The 17,083-nt window shown below is 63.3% G+C and carries 19 protein-coding genes; 8 read left to right on the top strand and 11 right to left on the bottom strand.

From position 1 onward, the window contains the following. The first annotated feature begins 24 nt into the window (after nt 1-24). Nucleotides 25-396 carry an antitoxin Xre/MbcA/ParS toxin-binding domain-containing protein gene (locus M1D43_RS20680; RefSeq protein ID WP_003534594.1) on the top strand — a complete coding sequence of 124 codons (372 nt, stop codon included), beginning with the start codon at nt 25-27 and terminating at the stop codon, nt 394-396. Nucleotides 397-402: 6 nt separating this feature from the next. After that, a complete protein-coding gene (locus tag M1D43_RS20685) occupies nt 403-957 on the top strand; it encodes an RES family NAD+ phosphorylase (RefSeq protein ID WP_027990652.1) in 555 nt (184 codons plus the stop codon). A gap of 135 nt (nt 958-1,092) precedes the next feature. On the opposite strand, the gene M1D43_RS20690 is transcribed toward M1D43_RS20685, so the two are convergent. From M1D43_RS20690 to M1D43_RS20715, 6 genes are all read right to left on the bottom strand, one after another. After that, complete coding sequence (locus tag M1D43_RS20690; RefSeq protein ID WP_015008367.1) at nt 1,093-2,463, bottom strand: FAD-binding oxidoreductase; 1,371 nt, start codon at nt 2,461-2,463, stop codon at nt 1,093-1,095. A gap of 111 nt (nt 2,464-2,574) precedes the next feature. Beyond that, the gene (locus M1D43_RS20695; RefSeq protein WP_014527286.1) at nt 2,575-3,678 is read right to left on the bottom strand and encodes a sulfate/molybdate ABC transporter ATP-binding protein; all 1,104 of its coding nucleotides are present in this window, start codon (nt 3,676-3,678) and stop codon (nt 2,575-2,577) included. Nucleotides 3,679-3,693: 15 nt separating this feature from the next. After that, nucleotides 3,694-4,569: a sulfate ABC transporter permease subunit CysW gene (cysW, locus tag M1D43_RS20700; protein ID WP_014527285.1), complete on the bottom strand. Its 876-nt coding sequence runs from the start codon at nt 4,567-4,569 to the stop codon at nt 3,694-3,696. Then, complete coding sequence (cysT, locus tag M1D43_RS20705) at nt 4,559-5,425, bottom strand: sulfate ABC transporter permease subunit CysT (RefSeq protein WP_010975580.1); 867 nt, start codon at nt 5,423-5,425, stop codon at nt 4,559-4,561. Before cysT ends, cysW begins: the two co-directional genes overlap by 11 nt. Further along, complete coding sequence (locus tag M1D43_RS20710; protein ID WP_003537160.1) at nt 5,422-6,447, bottom strand: sulfate ABC transporter substrate-binding protein; 1,026 nt, start codon at nt 6,445-6,447, stop codon at nt 5,422-5,424. Before M1D43_RS20710 ends, cysT begins: the two co-directional genes overlap by 4 nt. Nucleotides 6,448-6,709: 262 nt before the next feature. Then, a complete protein-coding gene (locus M1D43_RS20715; protein WP_014527284.1) occupies nt 6,710-7,768 on the bottom strand; it encodes a D-TA family PLP-dependent enzyme in 1,059 nt (352 codons plus the stop codon). Between the two features lie 156 nt (nt 7,769-7,924). Here M1D43_RS20715 and M1D43_RS20720 point away from each other — a divergent pair, with 156 nt between their 5' ends. The 6 genes from M1D43_RS20720 to M1D43_RS20745 all read left to right on the top strand — a co-directional run bounded on the left by M1D43_RS20720 (nt 7,925) and on the right by M1D43_RS20745 (nt 12,216). Continuing rightward, a complete protein-coding gene (locus tag M1D43_RS20720) occupies nt 7,925-8,767 on the top strand; it encodes a transporter substrate-binding protein (RefSeq protein ID WP_003537164.1) in 843 nt (280 codons plus the stop codon). Between the two features lie 63 nt (nt 8,768-8,830). Beyond that, nucleotides 8,831-9,493 carry an amino acid ABC transporter permease gene (locus M1D43_RS20725; RefSeq protein ID WP_014527283.1) on the top strand — a complete coding sequence of 221 codons (663 nt, stop codon included), beginning with the start codon at nt 8,831-8,833 and terminating at the stop codon, nt 9,491-9,493. Between the two features lie 5 nt (nt 9,494-9,498). Continuing rightward, nucleotides 9,499-10,158 (top strand): amino acid ABC transporter permease, encoded by a 660-nt coding sequence (locus M1D43_RS20730; protein ID WP_003537167.1) that lies wholly within the window; start codon nt 9,499-9,501, stop codon nt 10,156-10,158. A 13-nt stretch (nt 10,159-10,171) separates the two neighbouring features. After that, nucleotides 10,172-10,939: an amino acid ABC transporter ATP-binding protein gene (locus tag M1D43_RS20735; protein WP_003537169.1), complete on the top strand. Its 768-nt coding sequence runs from the start codon at nt 10,172-10,174 to the stop codon at nt 10,937-10,939. A gap of 36 nt (nt 10,940-10,975) precedes the next feature. Beyond that, nucleotides 10,976-11,371: a RidA family protein gene (locus M1D43_RS20740; protein ID WP_003537171.1), complete on the top strand. Its 396-nt coding sequence runs from the start codon at nt 10,976-10,978 to the stop codon at nt 11,369-11,371. A 32-nt stretch (nt 11,372-11,403) separates the two neighbouring features. Further along, entirely contained in the window at nt 11,404-12,216 is an 813-nt protein-coding gene (locus M1D43_RS20745) for an IclR family transcriptional regulator (RefSeq protein ID WP_003537173.1), read from the top strand. A gap of 41 nt (nt 12,217-12,257) precedes the next feature. On the opposite strand, the gene M1D43_RS20750 is transcribed toward M1D43_RS20745, so the two are convergent. From M1D43_RS20750 to M1D43_RS20770, 5 genes are read right to left on the bottom strand one after another with little or no spacing between them, the layout of a single operon-like run. Then, on the bottom strand, nt 12,258-13,340 hold the full coding sequence (locus tag M1D43_RS20750) for an ABC transporter ATP-binding protein (protein ID WP_003537175.1): 1,083 nt from the start codon (nt 13,338-13,340) through the stop codon (nt 12,258-12,260). Continuing rightward, on the bottom strand, nt 13,337-14,278 hold the full coding sequence (locus tag M1D43_RS20755) for a PfkB family carbohydrate kinase (protein ID WP_017267820.1): 942 nt from the start codon (nt 14,276-14,278) through the stop codon (nt 13,337-13,339). The genes M1D43_RS20750 and M1D43_RS20755 overlap by 4 nt, the downstream gene beginning before the upstream one ends. After that, on the bottom strand, nt 14,275-15,300 hold the full coding sequence (locus M1D43_RS20760; RefSeq protein WP_014527281.1) for an SIS domain-containing protein: 1,026 nt from the start codon (nt 15,298-15,300) through the stop codon (nt 14,275-14,277). Before M1D43_RS20760 ends, M1D43_RS20755 begins: the two co-directional genes overlap by 4 nt. Continuing rightward, nucleotides 15,297-16,142, bottom strand: coding sequence for a carbohydrate ABC transporter permease (locus M1D43_RS20765; RefSeq protein WP_014527280.1), 846 nt, complete (start codon nt 16,140-16,142; stop codon nt 15,297-15,299). The genes M1D43_RS20760 and M1D43_RS20765 overlap by 4 nt, the downstream gene beginning before the upstream one ends. Next, nucleotides 16,142-17,023, bottom strand: a complete 882-nt coding sequence (locus M1D43_RS20770) for a carbohydrate ABC transporter permease (protein ID WP_014527279.1) — start codon at nt 17,021-17,023, stop codon at nt 16,142-16,144. The genes M1D43_RS20765 and M1D43_RS20770 overlap by 1 nt, the downstream gene beginning before the upstream one ends. Nucleotides 17,024-17,083 lie beyond the last annotated feature (60 nt).

Consider the following 17,083-nt stretch of genomic DNA (forward strand, 5'->3'; position numbering starts at 1 on the left):
CGATCAAACCAGGTTTGATTTCTCATGATGGCCGTTGATTTCCAGATACCTGCAGCCCGTTTCGGGGACGATCATTCCCCGTTTCTCTCGGCCCGCCTTGTCGCCGACCGGTTGGGCGTCACGCTCGCCGAACTCGCCAAGCTGATCGGTGTCGCCCGCAATACGCTGACGGCGAAATCCGGCGCCCGGAAGGTCGACAGCGCCTTGAGCAAGGTCGTCCGCATCCTCGCCATGGCTTCCGAAATGGCGGGCGACGAAGCCCGCGCCGTCATCTGGTTCAAGCACCAGCCTATCCCCGGCTGGGCCGGCAAGACGGCGTTCGATCTGGTCGGCGAGGGCAAGGCCGACAAGGTGCTCGCCTATCTCGAATCGGTACGTGCCGGCGTCTACGCTTAAGACGGGATGAGGAAACACATTCCGCCCGCATCGCGACCCGATCCGGAACCGACGTCGCCGGTCGAGCCGATAACGCTCTGGCGCGCCTTCGTTCCGCGCTGGGCACATATGCCGCTATCCGGCGCGGGTGCCGCTCGCTTCGGTGGCCGCTGGAACCCGATCGGCATGCCTGCGATTTATGCTGCGCGCGAGCTTTCCACTGCCTGGGCTGAATATAATCAGGGTTTCGTGCAGCATCCGGCGCTCATCGTGCAGCTCGAGTTGCGCGGGGCGAGGCTCGCGGACCTCACGGATGCCAGCGTTCTTCTGGAGCTTGGTGTGGATGAGGCGATCCATCGCTGCGAATGGCGTGATGCGCTCGACAAAGGCGCGGTGCCGGAGACCCACAGGCCGCAGTCGGAGCTTCTGGCGCGCGACTATCACGGGGTGATCTATCCATCCTTCATGTCGCCCGGCGGCACCTGCGTCGCGCTCTGGCGCTGGAACGGTGCGGAAGAACCGCGTCTCGACGTCATCGATCCCGATGGCCGGCTGCCGAAATCGCCCGCCTCATGGGTTTGAGCCCAAAAAGTGCCCTCATCCGGCCTATCGGCCACCTTCTCCCCGCAGGCGGGGCGAAGGGGACTAGCAGCGCCGACTTCGTCCCCTCTCCCCGTTCGACGGGGAGAGGGTTAGGGTGAGGGGCAAATTTCCACGCTAAATCGAGCCCAGCACCTTGCCGGGATTGAGAATGCCGTTCGGGTCGAGCGCATTCTTGATGCGCCGCATGAGTTCGAGTTCCGCCGGACTGCGGGAGCGATCGAGAAAGTCGCGCTTCACGAGGCCGATCCCGTGCTCGGCCGAAACCGAGCCGCTATAGATGCCGACCAGTCCGTAGACGACGGCGTCGACCGCGTGCGCCGTTTCCTCGGTTGCGCCCGGAACGGAAAAGGCGATGTGAAGGTTGCTGTCGCCGACATGGCCGAAGAACGACACGTGCGCTTCGGGGAACTTGGCCCGAAGCGCCTTGCCGCATTCGTCGGCGAAGCGGCCGATTTCGCCGATCGGCAGGCTGACATCGAAGTTGAGGAGCAGGGGCAGCCGGTCCAGCGCGTGGCCCTCGCGGATACGCCAGAAGGTTTGAACCTCCTTTTGCGATTGCGCGATCAGCGCGTCGCCGATCACGCCGTCCTCCAGGGCTCGCCCGAGAAACGCTTCGAACCGTTCGCGTTCCGCTTCATGGCCTTGCAGGTCCTCTTCCACGATGACTGCGAAAGCGGGAGTGGCTTCGAAGAGCCTGAGCCCTTCGGCCACACAATTGAAACGGAAATAGCTCTCCCACATTGCCTCATATGCGGAGAGGCCGGCGAGTTCCTTCTGTGCCCGCTTGAGCAGGGCGACGACATTCTCATAGCTGTCGAGCGCGCAGAGCGCCGTCAGCCGCCCGGCGGGTAGCGGGCGCAGGCGCAGCACCGCCCGCGTGATAATGCCGAGCGTGCCTTCCGAACCGATGAAGAGCTGCCGCAGGTCGTAGCCCGTGTTGTTCTTGATCATCTTGTTCATCGACGAAAGCACGGTTCCGTCGGCAAGAACGGCCTCGAGCCCCAGCACATTGTCGCGCGCCACACCGTTGCGGATGACCCGGATGCCGCCGGCATTCGTGGCCAGATTACCGCCGACCTGGCAGGAGCCGCGGGCCCCTAGATCGATCGGCAACAGGAAACCCGCATCCTCGGCCGCGCGCTGGGCGACTTCGAGAGGTGTTCCGGCGAGAACCGTCATCGTACCCGCCGCAGCATCGATCTCCTCGATGCCGGAAAGTCTCTCCAGCGAAATGGCAACGTCGCCAGCGCACGGATTGGCGCCGCCGGCGAGCCCGGTCAAGCCGCCCTGCGGCACCACGGCCTGGCGATGCGCGTTGCAGATCCTCAGCGCGTCGGCGACCTCGGCAACGCTCGCCGGGCGAACGACCGCCAAAGGGAGAATCCGGCCCGTGAGGCTCGCATCGCCGCGGTGACGTTCGGCGATCCGGTCGCCGGTGAGCACGGCATCGCCGAGTGCGCTCGTGAGATCATCGATAACAGACATTGGACGGTTTCTACCGCAGGATTCATTCGATCGGAACCGATTATTTCGGCAGATCAAAGCCCGGCGTCCAGACCGGGCGAATCCGCGCTTCCACAGCCCGGGTTCACCGCCTCACGTGCCGGTGGCTGCGAGCACCGGCGCCTCCGCCTCTATCAGCGGTGCTTCCTTTTGTCCGCCCTTGCGGAATAGCTTCCATCGCGTCGGCCGGAAGGCGATGCGCGTGTGGTCGGTGGAGGCGGCGCGTTCCGGCGGCAGCTCGATTTCGACCGGAGCGTGCTTACGTCCGAGATCGAGTTCCAGATGCCGGGTGCCCGCCACGCGCCTGCTGGCCGTGACCAGGCCGGCGAGGCAACCGCCGCAGCCGTCGATGAGTTCCACGTCGTGCGGGCGGAAATAGAGGGTTGCGGCGCCGTCCGGCTCATTCCCGGCACGAAGGCCGATCGGGCGGTCCTCGTGCCAGATTTCGCCATTGGCGAGGGTGACGTCGAGGCAGTTGGATTGTCCGATGAAGCCGTAGACGAAGGGCGAGACCGGATGGTCATAGATCTCGTCGGGCGTGCCGACCTGCTCGATCGCGCCCTTGCTCATCACGACGACGCGGTCGGCAAGCTCGAGTGCTTCCTCCTGGTCGTGAGTGACGAAGATCGTGGTATGGCCGGTGCGGTCGTGGATTTCGCGCAGCCACCGCCTCAGTTCCTTGCGCACCTGCGCATCGAGCGCGCCGAAAGGCTCATCCAGGAGCAGAACGTTGGGTTCGACGGCCATGGCGCGGGCGAGCGCGACGCGCTGGCGCTGCCCGCCCGAAAGCTGGGCCGGGTAGCGTCTCTCCAGCCCGGAGAGCTGCACGAGTTCCAGCAGGTCGACCGCTCTGCGGCGGATGTCGGCAGCCGACGGCCGCCGTTTGGCGGGCCGCACCTTCAGGCCGAAGGCGACGTTGTCGAGCACCGTCATGTGGCGGAACAGCGCGTAATGCTGGAAAACGAAGCCGATGTTGCGCTGCTGGACGGTCTTCTTCGACGCATCCTCGTCGCCGAAGAAGATCGTGCCTTCGGTCGGGCTTTCGAGCCCGGCGACCAGCCTCAGCAGCGTGGTCTTGCCGGAGCCGGAGGGGCCGAGGAGCGCAATCAGTTCACCCGACCGGATATCGAGGGAAACGTCTTCGAGCGCGGGAAAACGGCCGAATTCCTTGCGAATGTTCTGGACGCGGACTTCCATGGAGGTCTGGACCTTTCAGTGCCTGCGGCTGGCAGCGATCTCGTCGCTGTAGCGAAGTTCAAGAGACGTCTTCAAAACGAGCGTTACCAGCGCCAGGAGCGCAAGGAGCGCTGCCACCGCAAAGGCGGCGACGAAATTATATTCATTATAGAGGATTTCGACCTGCAGCGGCATGGTGTTCGTTTGGCCGCGAATATGGCCGGACACGACCGAGACCGCACCGAATTCACCCATGGCGCGGGCGTTGCAAAGAAGCACGCCGTAGAGCAGGCCCCATTTTATATTGGGAAGCGTCACATGCCAGAAGGTCTGCCAGCCGGTGGCCCCGAGCGAGAGTGCCGCTTCCTCGTCGGCGGTTCCCTGTTCCTGCATCAGCGGAATCAATTCACGCGCGACGAAGGGGAAGGTCACGAAGACGGTGGCGAGCACGAGGCCCGGAACGGCAAAGAGGATCTGGATGCCGTAGCTCTGCAGGATCGGTCCGAGCGCGCTATGGGAGCTGAAGAGCAGCACGAAAACGAGGCCGGAGATGACTGGCGAAACGGAGAAGGGCAGGTCGATCAGCGTCGTCAGGAACGCCTTGCCCTTGAACTCGAATTTCGCGATGGCCCAGGCAGCCGCCACCCCGAACACGAGATTGAGCGGCACGGCGATTCCCGCGACGAGCAGCGTCAGCCGGATTGCGGAAAAGGTCTCGGGATCGCCAAGCGCCGTGAAGAACTCTGCCGCCCCTTTGCGGAACGCCTCGATGAACACCGTGGCGAGCGGCAGAAGCAGGAAGAGCGCGACGAAACCGAGCGCGACGATGGTCAGGACCACGCGCGAAAGCCGCGTTTCCGACGTTGCGGCCGTCACGAGCGTATTAGAGGCGTAGCCGGCATCATGCGCCATAACCATATCTCCGTCTGCTCCACGCCTGGATCACATTGATGACCAGCAGCATCATGAAGGAAAGCAGGAGCATCACCGCGGCGATCGCGGTTGCTGCCGGATAGTTGAATTCCTCCAGGCGGATGACGATCAGAAGCGGCGCGATCTCCGAGACGTAGGGGAGATTGCCGGCGATGAAGATCACCGAACCATATTCGCCGACGCCGCGGGCAAAGGCGAGTGCGAAGCCGGTCAACCCGGCAGGCAGGAGGCCGGGCAACAAGACCCGGCTGATCGTCTGGAATCGGGTGGCGCCGAGGGTCGCTGCCGCCTCTTCGACTTCCTTGTCGATCTCTTCCATGATCGGCTGCACGGTGCGCACGACGAAGGGCAATCCGACGAAGATCAGCGCCACGACGATCCCGGCCGGAGTGAAGGCGATCTTGATGCCGAGCGGAGCGAGCAGCGAGCCGATCCAGCCGTTCGGCGCATAAAGCGTCGTGAGCGCAATGCCGGCGACTGCGGTCGGCAGGGCGAAGGGCAGATCGACCATGGCGTCGATCACGCGCTTGCCGGGAAAGCGATAGCGCACGAGAACCCAGGCGAGGAGCACGCCGAAGACGAGGTTGACGACGGCTGCGATGAAGGCCGTGCCGAAGCTGATCGTCAATGCGTTGACCGTGCGCTCGTCAAGCGCCAGCTCCACGAATTTCGACCATCCGAGGCCGCTGGAGCGCCACAGCAGTCCGGAGAGAGGAATGAGAACGATGATGGTGAGCCATGCCAGCGTGACGCCGAGCGCCAATCCGAAACCCGGAATGACGCTCGGCTGCCGGAACCGCCACCGCGTGCTGCTGCGAGCGGCCATCGATATCATTGCCCCGGTCGGTAGATCTGGTCGAAGACCCCGCCGTCGCCGAAGAATTTCGGCTGAGCTTCCTTCCAGCCGCCGAAATCGTCGATCGTGACGAGCTTCAATTCGGTGAAGCGCGCTGTGTCCTTGGGATCCGCCAGTTCAGGCTTGAACGGCCGGTAGTAGTGCTTGGCCGCGATCTTCTGCCCGACATCGCTGTAGAGATAGTCGAGGTAGGCCTCGGCGACCTTGCGCGTGCCCTTGCTGTCGACGTTGCCATCGACCAGCGCAACCGGAGGCTCCGCCTTGATCGAGATCGAAGGCGTGACGATGTCGAAATTGTCGGGGCCTAGCTCTTCCAGCGACAGATAGGCTTCGTTTTCCCAAGCCAGCAATACATCGCCCAGGCCGCGCTGGACGAAGGTGGTCGTCGCACCGCGCGCGCCGGTGTCGAGAACCGGCACGTGCTTGAAGAGCTGCGCCACATATTCCTGCGCCTTCGCATCGTCGCCGTTATTGGCGGCACGCGCCCAGGCCCAGGCCGCCAGGAAGTTCCAGCGAGCGCCGCCCGAAGTCTTCGGGTTGGGTGTGATCACCTGCACATCCTCCCTGACGAGATCGCCCCAATCCTTGATGGCTTTGGGGTTGCCCTTGCGGACGAGGAAGACGATGGTCGAAGTGTAGGGGGCGCTGTTGTTCTCGAAACGGCTCTTCCAATCGGCTGGGATCTTGCCGCTTTCCTTGGCGATCGCGTCGATGTCCGCTTCGAGTGCCAGCGTCACGACGTCAGCTTCCAGGCCGTCGATGACCGAACGGGCCTGCTTGCCGGACCCTCCATGCGATGTCTGGATCGTCACGGTTTCGCCGGTGTCGGCCTGCCATTTTTCGGCAAAGGCCGCGTTGAATTCCTTGTAAAGTTCCCGAGTCGGGTCGTAGGACACGTTCAGGATGGTCGTGTCCGCAAGCGCGAGGCCAATCGAGCCAAGCTGCAGGCTTCCGACGACAAGCGCTAGTTTCACTATTCCGGCAAGACTATTCGAGCTCATTTCGACCTCCATCTTTTGCCAGATAAAGCTACCGATTTGGTAGACTACTTCAACGCAAACTTATGACGCCTAGAGGTGGTTTCTTGAAAAGTCCTATCAATATGCGAGCTGCTGGAAGAATGCCGTGCCCGTTGTCGGTCTCGGGCCTCAGCGCCGATAAGATAGCACGACATTTTAGAAATGCACTAAAATAGTGGACTAATGGCTTTCGGCTGCCAGACGGGCTCTTACGCCAGCAGAGCGTCCTCTGACCGGGCGCCGATCAGAGGACGCGGCCGCGGGCGACGACCGGCCATGTGCCTTTTGGTCCGCCGCTCTCGATGACGTGGACCGCATCTACCATGTTGGTCACGACGCAGGCATGGTTCGGAACGATGCGAACCTGTTCGCCGACATGGAGCCCGATCGGACCGTCCGAGACAAGGCGGCCATGCTCCTCGGAGAGCTGGTCGATACGTATGTCGTTGCGGCCGAGCACGTGGCCGTAGCCGGTGAGACCTAGCAGGTCGGAGGTCAGGACCTTGCTGCCGGCGTCGATGATCGCCCGGTTTTCGCTGGGAACCGATACCACGGTTGCGAGCACGGTGAGGGCACAGTCCTCCCATGATGCCACGCCACGGGCAACCAGCGACCGGTCGTTATAGATGTAGGTACCAGGCCTGTGCTCGCTTGCTATCGGCGCTTCGGCCGCCTGCATCATACCGGGCGTGCCCCCTGATGTAATGCACGGAACTTCGAGCCCCTCTGCCTCGATCAGCCGCTTCGCGTCGCTCATGAAGGCCTGGACGCGTGCGGCGCCATCGGCCGGCGGATAGGTCATCAATCCGCCGAAGCGCAGTCCCGGTGCCTCGGCGATGCGCCGGGCAAGGCGCGCCGCCTCGGACGGAGTCCCGACGCCGCAGCGATCTGCTCCGGTGTTGCATTCGACGAGTACGGTCAAGGGCTTTCCGGCATCGGCGAAGAAAGCTGCGAGCCCGTCGACGACGGTCGCGTTGTCCGCGACAACGCTGACCGTCACCCTTTCGTTGAGCCGCGCCAGCCGTGCGAGTTTCTGCTCGCCGAGGAGGTTGTAAGTGATCAGCACGTCCTTGATCCGGGCGCCGCCGTCAACCATCGCCTCCGCTTCCGTCACCTTCTGGCAGGTGATGCCGATCGCCCCTGCATCGAGCTGCAGCTCGGCCATCTGCGGAAGCTTGTGGGTTTTTATGTGCGGGCGCACGCGGATGCCGTGCCGGTCGGCATAGGCCTGAAACGCAAGGACATTGCGCCGGGCGATATCGAGATCGACCAGCACGGCGGGGGTTTCGATCGGCAGTGTCATGCGGGGTTTCCTCGATGCGAAGTGGATCGGCGGCGAATGTAGCCGATCCTGCTTGACAAGTAATGGCCCAAGGCATTTGATGGGTCAATCCGTTATTCAGGACCAATGTCCAATATACCGGAATCTATGAGTGGGAACAAAAGGGGAGATCTTTCGATGATCAGCAGATTCACGGTCGCCGCGAGTTTCGTCGCGGCCGTGCTGGCGGCCATGCCAGCGCAAGCACAACAGGCATCGAGCAAGCTCGACGAAGTTCTGAGCCGCGGCCATCTGATACTCGGCACCGGCAGCACCAACGCGCCGTGGCACTTCAAGAGCGCCGAAGACAAGCTCCAGGGTTTCGACGTCGACATGGGCCGCATCATCGCAAAGGCGTTGTTCGGCGATCCGGAGAAGATCGAGTTCGTCAACCAGTCGTCCGACGCCCGTATTCCGAACATCACCACCGGCAAGGTGGATATCACCTGCCAATTCATGACGGTTACCGGGGAACGCGCTCAGCAGATCGCCTTCACCATTCCCTATTACCGTGAAGGCGTCGGCCTGATGCTGAAGGCGGACGGCAAGTATGCCGATTACGAAGCGCTAAAAGCTGCCGGCTCGTCGGTGACGATTTCCGTATTGCAGAACGTCTATGCCGAGGACATGGTCCATGCGGCCTTGCCGGAGGCGACGGTCGACCAGTATGAATCCGTCGACCTGATCTATCAGGCGCTCGAATCCGGCCGCGCCGATGCCGCCGCTACCGACCAGTCCTCGCTCGCCTGGTACATGACCCAGAACTCGGGGCGCTATAAGGACGCCGGCTATGGCTGGAACCCGCAGACCTATGCTTGCGGCGTCCGGCGCGGTGATCAGGACTGGCTGAACTTCGTCAACACGGCGCTGCACGAAGCCATGACCGGTGTCGAATTCGATTTCTATGCCAAGTCGTTCAAGACCTGGTTCGGCAAGGACCTCACCCCGCCGCACATCGGTTTTCCCATCGAGTACAAGTGAGCCCTGCCAACGGCGGCTCCGCCTGTTGGCGGAGCTGCCCTGTCCCATGAAACGGCTGCTTCCATGACATACTCCTTGAACTTCGCGGCTGTGTGGCGCTCGTTCGACCTGCTTCTCGAAGGCCTGGCGCTCAGCCTCGGCCTGGCATTTGTCGCGATCCTCGCCGGTTGCGTGATCGGGCTGATCACGGCCTTCGGGCTCATTTCCAGGAGGGCGTTGCTGCGCAAGCCTGCCGGGCTCTACGTCACGGTGATCCGCAACACGCCGATCCTCGTCCTTGTCCTCTTCAGCTATTTCGCGCTTCCTGAACTCGGAGTCCGTCTTGGCAAGATCGAGAGCTTCGTTGCCACGCTTGCAATCTATTCGGGGGCCTATCTTGCCGAAGTGTTTCGCGGCGGCCTCATCGCCATACCGCCGGGCCAGCGCGAGGCGGGGCTCGCGATTGGGCTTACGGAGATGCAGATACGCACGTCGATCATCATTCCGCTGATGCTGCGTAGCGTCCTGCCCTCGCTCGGCAGTACGATGATCTCGCTCTTCAAGGATACCTCGCTCGCCGCAGCGATCGCGGTTCCGGAACTCACCTTCGAGGCACGCAAGATCAACGTCGAGACCTTCCGCGTCGTCGAGACCTGGATCGTTGCGAGTTGCCTCTATGTCGCGACCTGCTCGCTGCTGGCCGCGCTGATGCGCGCCGCCGAGCGGCGTCTTGCAGTGCCGAGGTAACCGTCATGGATTTCTCGTTTCTCGATCAGCTCTGGCTTGCCCGCATCCCGCTCCTCAAGGGGCTCGGCGTCTCCGTCTCGATATCGCTTCTCTCGATCGTCGTCGGCACCGTGCTGGGCGTCTTCGTCGGTCTGGCGCTCGTCTACGGGTTTCGTCCCGTCAAATGGATCGTGCGCGGTTACACCGATTTCATCCGCGGCACGCCGGTGCTCGTCTTGGTGCTCGCGAGCTACTATGTCCTGAGCACCATCGGTATCGATCTCGGGCCGTTCCAGGCCGGTGTCCTGGCCCTTGCCGTCTTCTGCAGTTCGCATGTCGGCGAACTGGTGCGCGGCGCGCTGCAATCGATCCCCAAGGGACAGACCGAAGCCGCCAAGGCGATCGGTTTGACCTTCGCGCAAACCTTCACCTATGTGCTCGGCCCGCAGGCGTTGCGGCAGGCACTTCCTGCCTGGGTCAACACAGCGGCCGAGATGGTCAAGGCATCGACGCTGCTTTCGATCATCGGCGTGAGCGAGTTGCTGCTGCGGACGCAGGAGCTGATCTCCCGCACCTTCATGAGCCTCGAATTCTATTTCTTCGCAGGCTTTCTCTATTTCGTCATCAATTACGGCATCGAGCGCTTCGGCCGTTACGTCGAGCGCAAGACCGCCGTTCCATCGTGAGGTTCGCAATCCGATGACCAATCTTCTCGAAATCCGCGATCTTCACAAACGCTACGGCACAGTCGAGGTGCTGAAGGGGGTCGATTGCTCGATGCGCCAGGGGGAGGTGATCAGCATCATAGGCTCCAGCGGCTCGGGCAAGACGACGATGCTTCGCTGCATCAACATGCTGGAGGAGTTTCAGGGTGGCACGATCGCCATCGACGGCCAGGAGATCGGCTACGAGACGGCAGGAGGCGCCCGGCGGCGCAAGCCTGAGCGGGAGATCGCCCGCCAGCGCGCACTGACCGGCATGGCCTTCCAGCAGTTCAACCTGTTTCCGCATATGACTGCCGCCGCCAATGTCATGCTCGGGCTCGTCAAGGTGAAGAAGATGAGCCGCGACGAGGCGAGGGTGCTTGCCGAGAAATGGCTCGACCGCGTCGGCCTGCTCTCGCGCAAGGATCATTATCCGGGGCAGCTTTCCGGCGGGCAGCAGCAACGGGTCGCGATCGCCCGTGCCATCGCCATGAATCCGAAGCTCATGCTCTTCGACGAGGTCACCTCGGCACTTGATCCGGAGCTCGTCAACGAGGTGCTGCAGGTCATCAAGGGGCTCGCCGAGGATGGAATGAGCATGCTGATCGTCACCCACGAAATGCGCTTCGCCTACGAGGTCTCGTCCCGGGTGATCTTCATGAACCAGGGGCGCATCGGCGAGGAGGGGCATCCGCGCGAGATGTTCCTGAAACCGAGGACCGAACGCCTGGCGGAGTTTCTGAAGACCTCGACGTTCAACTGACCAACCATTGAATTTAATGAAGAAGTGGAGTGAAGCGTGACGATCAAGCGTTATGGAACGGGCGAAACCGGTGCCGGCAAGCAGCACCTTCCATTTGCTCGCGCCGTGGAGGCGAACGGGTGGCTCTATGTTTCCGGTCAGGTCGCCATGGATGCGGGCGAGATCGTCGGCGGCGGGATCGTCGCGGAAAGCCGCAAGGCGATCGAGAACATGATCGCAATCCTGCACGAAGCCGGCTATGGGCTCGAAGATGTGGTGCGTGTCGGCGTCTGGCTCGATGACCCGCGTGACTTCTGGACCTTCAACGGCGTCTATGCGCAGTATTTCGGCGCCAACCCGCCGGCCCGCGCGTGCGTTCAGTCGCGCATGATGATCGACTGCAAGGTCGAAGTTGACTGCGTCGCCTACAAGGCTAAAGGAGGTCAATTCTGAAGGACGGGAATAGAAGCGGCAAGGAGGGCGCGGTGGCGGAGGCGGAAGACACGATCAATCGCAGGGCAAGGGGTCTCGACCGGGCCTTCGAGATCCTCGATTTCCTGCGCCTGCAGCGTCAGCCCTTGCGCCCGAACGAAATCGCGCAGGGGATCGGCGCGCCGCGGTCGTCGGTCTATGAACTCGTCAACCTGCTCATCCGCCAGGGGATCATCGAATATCGCGGCGATGACGGCCGCGTCTTTCTCGGGCGCAAGCTCTATTTCCTCGGCGCGGCCTATGCCGAACAGTTCGACCTGATGCGCGAAAGCGAGCATCTTCTGGCGCGGATCGCCGAGGAGACGCGCGAGACGGCGCAGATGTGTCAGCTCGAAGGTAACAAATATGCCGTCGTCCTGATGAACGAGGGGAGCCGTCCGTTCCGCATCTCCACCAATATAGGCGAACCGGTCGCCATTCCGTGGACCGCATCCGGCCGTCTCCTCGTGGATCACATGAGCGACGAGGAGATCCTGGCCCTCATACCGCAGGAGGACTTCGTCCTGCCGGATGGCACGCGCCTCGAGCCCTCCGAATTCATCGCCCAGGTCCGCAATGCCAAGAAGGAAGGCTATTTCACCTTCAACAGCATCGTCGACAGCTTCACGCATTGCTTCGCCGTGCCGGTCTACGACGCCGAAGCGATCTGCATCGCGACGCTCTGCCTCGTCGCCCCGAAGGAGGACGGGCTGCGCAATCGCGACGCCTATCTTCGCGTGCTGATCAAGGGGGCAGGCGAGCTTTCCGAGAAGCTTGGCTATCGCAACGACCACGGGGCTTCGGTGCGAACGGCTTCTGGCGGGTGACAGGCGACTCCGCATTTGGTGGTGGTAGATCGGCCTGCTCTCTATTCCATTCTAAGCGAGCGGCCGCTTTCCGGATCGAAGAGGTGCAGGGCTGTCCCGTCGAAGGTGAAGGCATGAGCCGATCCCATTCCAACTGCCGTGCGCGGCGGCAGGCAGGCGGTGATGCGCTGGCTGCCGACCGTAGCCGTGGTCACGAGTTCCGGCCCTGTGAGTTCCACCACCTCGACATTCGCGGTCAATCGTTGAGCCTCTGACCCGGCTGCGAGCCGCAATGCCTCCGGCCGAATGCCGACCTTCACGCGCCGCCCCGCCCAGGCGGCTCCGTTGAAGGCTGCCGGCAGGGGAAGCACCTCCTCGCAGCCCTCGATCTTCAGGCCGTTTGCGGTCATCTCCGCGTCCAGAATGTTCATCGGCGGCGAGCCGACGAAGCCGGCGACATAGAGCGTCGCGGGGCGGTCGTAGACCTCGTCCGGCGCGGCGAGCTGCTCGATGCGGCCGTCGCGCATCACGGCGATGCGGGTTGCGAGCGTCATCGCCTCGATCTGGTCGTGGGTCACATAGACGACCGTCGTTCTCAGCATCTGGTGCAGGCGTTTGAGTTCGGTGCGCATCTCCATCCGGAGCTTGGCGTCGAGGTTCGACAGCGGCTCGTCGAAGAGGAACACCTGGGGGTTGCGCACCAGGGCCCGGCCGATCGCGACGCGCTGACGCTGGCCGCCGGAAAGCTGGCTCGGCTTCCGGTCGAGCAGGTTCTCGATCTGCAGCAGTCTTGCGGTGTCGCGCACCGCCTTGTCGCGCTCCGCCTGCGGCACCCGGCGCATTTCGAGGCCGAAGCCGATGTTTCGGGCGACGCTCAGGTTCGGATAGAGCGCATAGGACTGAAACACCATCGCGATGTCGCGGTCCTTGGGATGGACCCCCAGGACCGAACGCTCGCCGATCAGGATGTCGCCGCCGCTCGGTTCGGCAAGCCCGGCAATGATGTTGAGCAGCGTGGACTTGCCGCAGCCGGAGGAACCGAGCAGCACGAGGAACTCACCGCTTTCGAGCGCGATGTCGATGCCCTTCAGCGTTTCCACCTCGCCGTAGCGCTTGCGGATGTTACGGATTTCGAGAGCGCTCATCGCCTGGATTCCTCGAGGAAGGCCGAAAGGGGCTTGCCGTAGCGGCGCGGAAGGGTGGAGATCGCTTCCGAGGCGATCGTGACCCCGGTCTTGAGGCAGGCTTCGAGTGGCATTTCGGCGGCGAGTGCCGCCAGGAAGCCCGCATTGAAGACGTCGCCGGCGCCGATCGTATCGACGACCTGAACCTGCGGCGCCGGTACGGAAAAAGTTCCGCCGTCCCGATCGATGGCGAGCGCTCCATGGGGGCCGCGCTTGACGACGACGATGGCCTCCGTAGGCATTTCGCCCTTCAAGCTCAGCGCGGCTTCGGCCGGATCGGACAGACCCGTAAGCGTGGTCGTCTCCACCTCGTTGAAGAGGGCGCAATGACAGCGTTTCAGCCAGCCGAGCGTCCTGAGTCTGTTGGTCTCCGTCCAGCCATCGAGCGGCCACCCGGTGTCGAGTGCCACGGCGATCTCGTGGGCGTCCGCCCAGTCGAAAAGCGCGTCATAGGCAAGTGTAAGGGCATCGGTCAGGAAGGAACCGGAAAGCAGCGCATAGCCGCCTCGAAGTCGGTTTCCATCGAGCATCGAGTGCACTTCCGGAAAGCTGAACAACGGCAGATGGCCGCGCGTGGTGAAGAAGGTGCGTTCGCCATCCGGGTGGGTGATGCCCACCGAAAGCGTCGTGCCGACCGCTTCCACCGGCCAGTTACGGGAACGCTCCCCGAAAGCCTCCTTCAGCCAGGTGCCGAACTGATCGTTGCCGACATTGGCGGCAATCACGTAGTCCACGCCGAGCGAATCCCAGGCAAGAGCGTTGTTGCCGGCGCAGCCGCCGACGCGCAGTTCGTCATGGTCGACGATGACCTCGGTGCCGGGCTTCGGCCAGGGTTCGGCCGGGCCGAGTATGAGATCGACGTTGACGTTGCCGATGGCTGCAAGCGGACGCATCGTCATTCGCTCCGGGTGACCTTGGTGGACCGCACTGGCGTGCCGGCGTTTTCGACGCGGGCGTTGGCGAAGGCGATCATCAGGGATTGCGCGACTGGAAGCATAGCGAGGATCGCGGCCATGCCCGCCGCCGGCTTGAAGCGGATCGTCGTGGCACCCGCGGCCGGAGACTCGTCCGATGCGTCGAAGACGATCACCGGCGAGCCGGCTTCGGCTGCGGAGGTTGCCATGGCTCCGACGAGCTTGGCGGTCGGATCGGCGGCGCGGAAGAGGACGACGCCGACAGAAGCCCCCAGCATTTCCATCGGGCCGTGGCGCAACTGCCCGCCCTCTAGCGAAAAGCAGGGAAGACGGGAGAGTTCCGTAAGCCCAAGGGCGATCGCTTCGGCGAGACCCTGCAGTTTGCGGCCGGAGGTGAGGATCGCGCCGACATCGGCGAGAGCTGCAAGTGCCCCATCGATTACCGGCGCTTCGGGATCCCTGAGGGCGCGAAGTGCGTCGGCCGGGTCGGCGCCGAGGGCGGCGAGGACCGCCAGGTGCAGCGCAAAGGTCACCGTCAGGCTGCGCGTGGCCGCAAAGGCCCGCTCCGTCCCGCCTGATCCGACGAGCGAAGGCACGGCCTTGGCCAGGAATGCGTCTTCCTCGAGCGTCAGCCCGAATGTCTCGCTTGTACCGCCGTCCGTTTCGCGGAACCAGCGCAGCACTTCCGCGCTTTCGCCTGATTGCGAAGTGACGAGGATGGTCTTGCCTTCGATCGAAAGCGGCTCACCGAGTTGTTCGGAAAGCGGCACGGCGACCGCCTCGATGCCAAGGGCGCGATAGAGCGGTTCGACGGCGCGGCCGACGGCGTGCGAGCCGCCCATGCCGAGAAGCAGAAGCCGGCCCGTCGACTTCAGCGATGCGGCGATCCGCTGCGCCGTGGCCGTCGCTCCCTCGTAGGAAGCGATCGCGTCGGCATGCTGGCGCGCCATCTCCCGGTCGATTGCAATGAGCCCTGCCGGGCGGTCCTTCGATATGCTCATGGTCATCCCTTGACGCCGCCGCTGGTGAGCCCGGAAATCAGGGCTCTCTGCATGATAAGGCCGATCAGCACCGGGGGCAGGGCGGCAAGGACCCCGGCGGTTGCGATCAGTCCGTAGTCGGAAACACGGCCGCCGGCGAGGTCGGCGATGGCGACCGTGAGGGTCTTGGCGCGCTGGTCGGAGGTGAAGAGCAGCGCGTAGAAGAATTCGTCCCAGGCGAGCAGGAAGGCGAAGAGCGCCGAGGTTGCCATGACAGGGGCGGCAAGCGGCAGCGTCAGTATCCTCAGGATCTGGTCCAGCCGCGCGCCGTCGATCATCGCCGCGCTCTCGATCTCCCGCGGTATCGAATCGAAGCCCGATTTCAGGAGCCAGGTCGTGAAAGGGGCGAGAATGGTGAGATAGACGAGCGCCAGGCCGAAGACGGAATTGAGCAGGCCGAAATAGGCAAGACCCATATAGAGTGGCACGGCCAGGGCGACAGGCGGCAGCATATAGGTGGCGATTACCGCGTAGAGCGACCAGGCGACGGCCGACGTGCGCGACACGGCCCAGGCGGCCGGAACGGCGACCACCACAGCGGCAAGCGTCGCCATTCCGGCGACTTTGATGCTGTTCAGGAGCGAGGCGATGAAGGCCGCACCGGCACTGTTCTCGACAGCCGACAAAAGGGTCCGGTACCGCGAGAGGTCGATGTCGCTCGGCCACCAGGCAAGCGGCTTGGCACTGAGGTCCGCGGCAGGCGAAATGCTCATGATCAACAGCCAGGCGACAGGCGCGAGGATGACGACGGCGAGAAGCAGGGCACTCGCATGGATGAAGACGGAGAAGAGGGGGCTTTGGCGTTCCATCACGAAGCTCCGGCGGCCTTTCGGAGGAGCGCCGCGTATGCGGCGGCAAGAATTGTCACGAGCAGGGTGACGATGAGTGCCAGCGACGCGCCGGAACCGGCTCGCTGGAAGGAAAACGCTTCCTGATAGACGAGGATCGAGAGCGTGCGCGTGCTGTTCGCCGGTCCGCCGCGCGTCATCACCCAGATGATGTCGAAGACCTTGAATGCTTCGATGGTACGCAGTACCAGCGCCACCAGCAGCGGGCCGGCGAGATAGGGCATGATGACGAAGCGGAAACGGTTGAACGGACCGGCCCCATCGACGAGCGATGCAGCAGTGATGTCGCGCGGCACGGCCTGGAGCGCGGCGAGTGCGATCAGCGCCACCAGCGGGAAGTTCTTCCAGCAATCCGCGACGATCAGCGCGGCAAGCGCCGTTCCCGGCTCGCCGAGCCAGGAGCGATAGCTGTCAAGGAGGCCAAGCTGCGTCAGCGCGGCATTGAGGGCGCCGTATTCCGGATTGTAGATGAGGCGCCAGAGCGTCGCGTTGACCACCGTCGGCAGCGCCCACGGCAGGATCATCAATGCACGAAGCGCCGCTCGCCCGCGGAATTGCTGGTTGAGAAGGAGCGCGGCAAGGACACCGAGCACCATTTCGGCGGCAACCGAAATGACTGCGAACCAGGTCGTGGTGACAAGTGCCCTCTGAAAATTCGATCCGCCCAGCATCTTGATGTAGTTGGTCGTTCCCACGAAACCGCCCTCGGTGCCGACGAGCTTCGCATCGGTGAAGGAGAGCCGAACGGTGTCGACCAGCGGCCAGCCGATGACGGCGGTCATCACCACGAGGAGCGGCAACATCAGAAGCCACGCGCGGGTCCAAATCCAGGTGCCGGTCATGAATGGAAACCTCTTCTTCGGTAGCGGCCGGCAATACTCACTCAAAGATCCTCATTCCTG

The organism is Ensifer sp. R1-3, from assembly GCF_056739175.1.

Excerpts from the sequence above, each read along its gene's own strand:
- M1D43_RS20680 (WP_003534594.1), top strand. The coding sequence starts at position 25 with ATGATGGCCGTTGATTTCCAGATACCTGCAGCCCGTTTCGGGGACGAT.
- M1D43_RS20685 (WP_027990652.1), top strand. The coding sequence starts at position 403 with ATGAGGAAACACATTCCGCCCGCATCGCGACCCGATCCGGAACCGACG.
- M1D43_RS20690 (WP_015008367.1), bottom strand. The coding sequence starts at position 2,463 with ATGTCTGTTATCGATGATCTCACGAGCGCACTCGGCGATGCCGTGCTC.
- M1D43_RS20695 (WP_014527286.1), bottom strand. The coding sequence starts at position 3,678 with ATGGAAGTCCGCGTCCAGAACATTCGCAAGGAATTCGGCCGTTTTCCC.
- cysW (WP_014527285.1), bottom strand. The coding sequence starts at position 4,569 with ATGGCGCATGATGCCGGCTACGCCTCTAATACGCTCGTGACGGCCGCA.
- cysT (WP_010975580.1), bottom strand. The coding sequence starts at position 5,425 with ATGATATCGATGGCCGCTCGCAGCAGCACGCGGTGGCGGTTCCGGCAG.
- M1D43_RS20710 (WP_003537160.1), bottom strand. The coding sequence starts at position 6,447 with ATGAGCTCGAATAGTCTTGCCGGAATAGTGAAACTAGCGCTTGTCGTC.
- M1D43_RS20715 (WP_014527284.1), bottom strand. The coding sequence starts at position 7,768 with ATGACACTGCCGATCGAAACCCCCGCCGTGCTGGTCGATCTCGATATC.
- M1D43_RS20720 (WP_003537164.1), top strand. The coding sequence starts at position 7,925 with ATGATCAGCAGATTCACGGTCGCCGCGAGTTTCGTCGCGGCCGTGCTG.
- M1D43_RS20725 (WP_014527283.1), top strand. The coding sequence starts at position 8,831 with ATGACATACTCCTTGAACTTCGCGGCTGTGTGGCGCTCGTTCGACCTG.
- M1D43_RS20730 (WP_003537167.1), top strand. The coding sequence starts at position 9,499 with ATGGATTTCTCGTTTCTCGATCAGCTCTGGCTTGCCCGCATCCCGCTC.
- M1D43_RS20735 (WP_003537169.1), top strand. The coding sequence starts at position 10,172 with ATGACCAATCTTCTCGAAATCCGCGATCTTCACAAACGCTACGGCACA.
- M1D43_RS20750 (WP_003537175.1), bottom strand. The coding sequence starts at position 13,340 with ATGAGCGCTCTCGAAATCCGTAACATCCGCAAGCGCTACGGCGAGGTG.
- M1D43_RS20755 (WP_017267820.1), bottom strand. The coding sequence starts at position 14,278 with ATGACGATGCGTCCGCTTGCAGCCATCGGCAACGTCAACGTCGATCTC.
- M1D43_RS20760 (WP_014527281.1), bottom strand. The coding sequence starts at position 15,300 with ATGACCATGAGCATATCGAAGGACCGCCCGGCAGGGCTCATTGCAATC.
- M1D43_RS20765 (WP_014527280.1), bottom strand. The coding sequence starts at position 16,142 with ATGGAACGCCAAAGCCCCCTCTTCTCCGTCTTCATCCATGCGAGTGCC.
- M1D43_RS20770 (WP_014527279.1), bottom strand. The coding sequence starts at position 17,023 with ATGACCGGCACCTGGATTTGGACCCGCGCGTGGCTTCTGATGTTGCCG.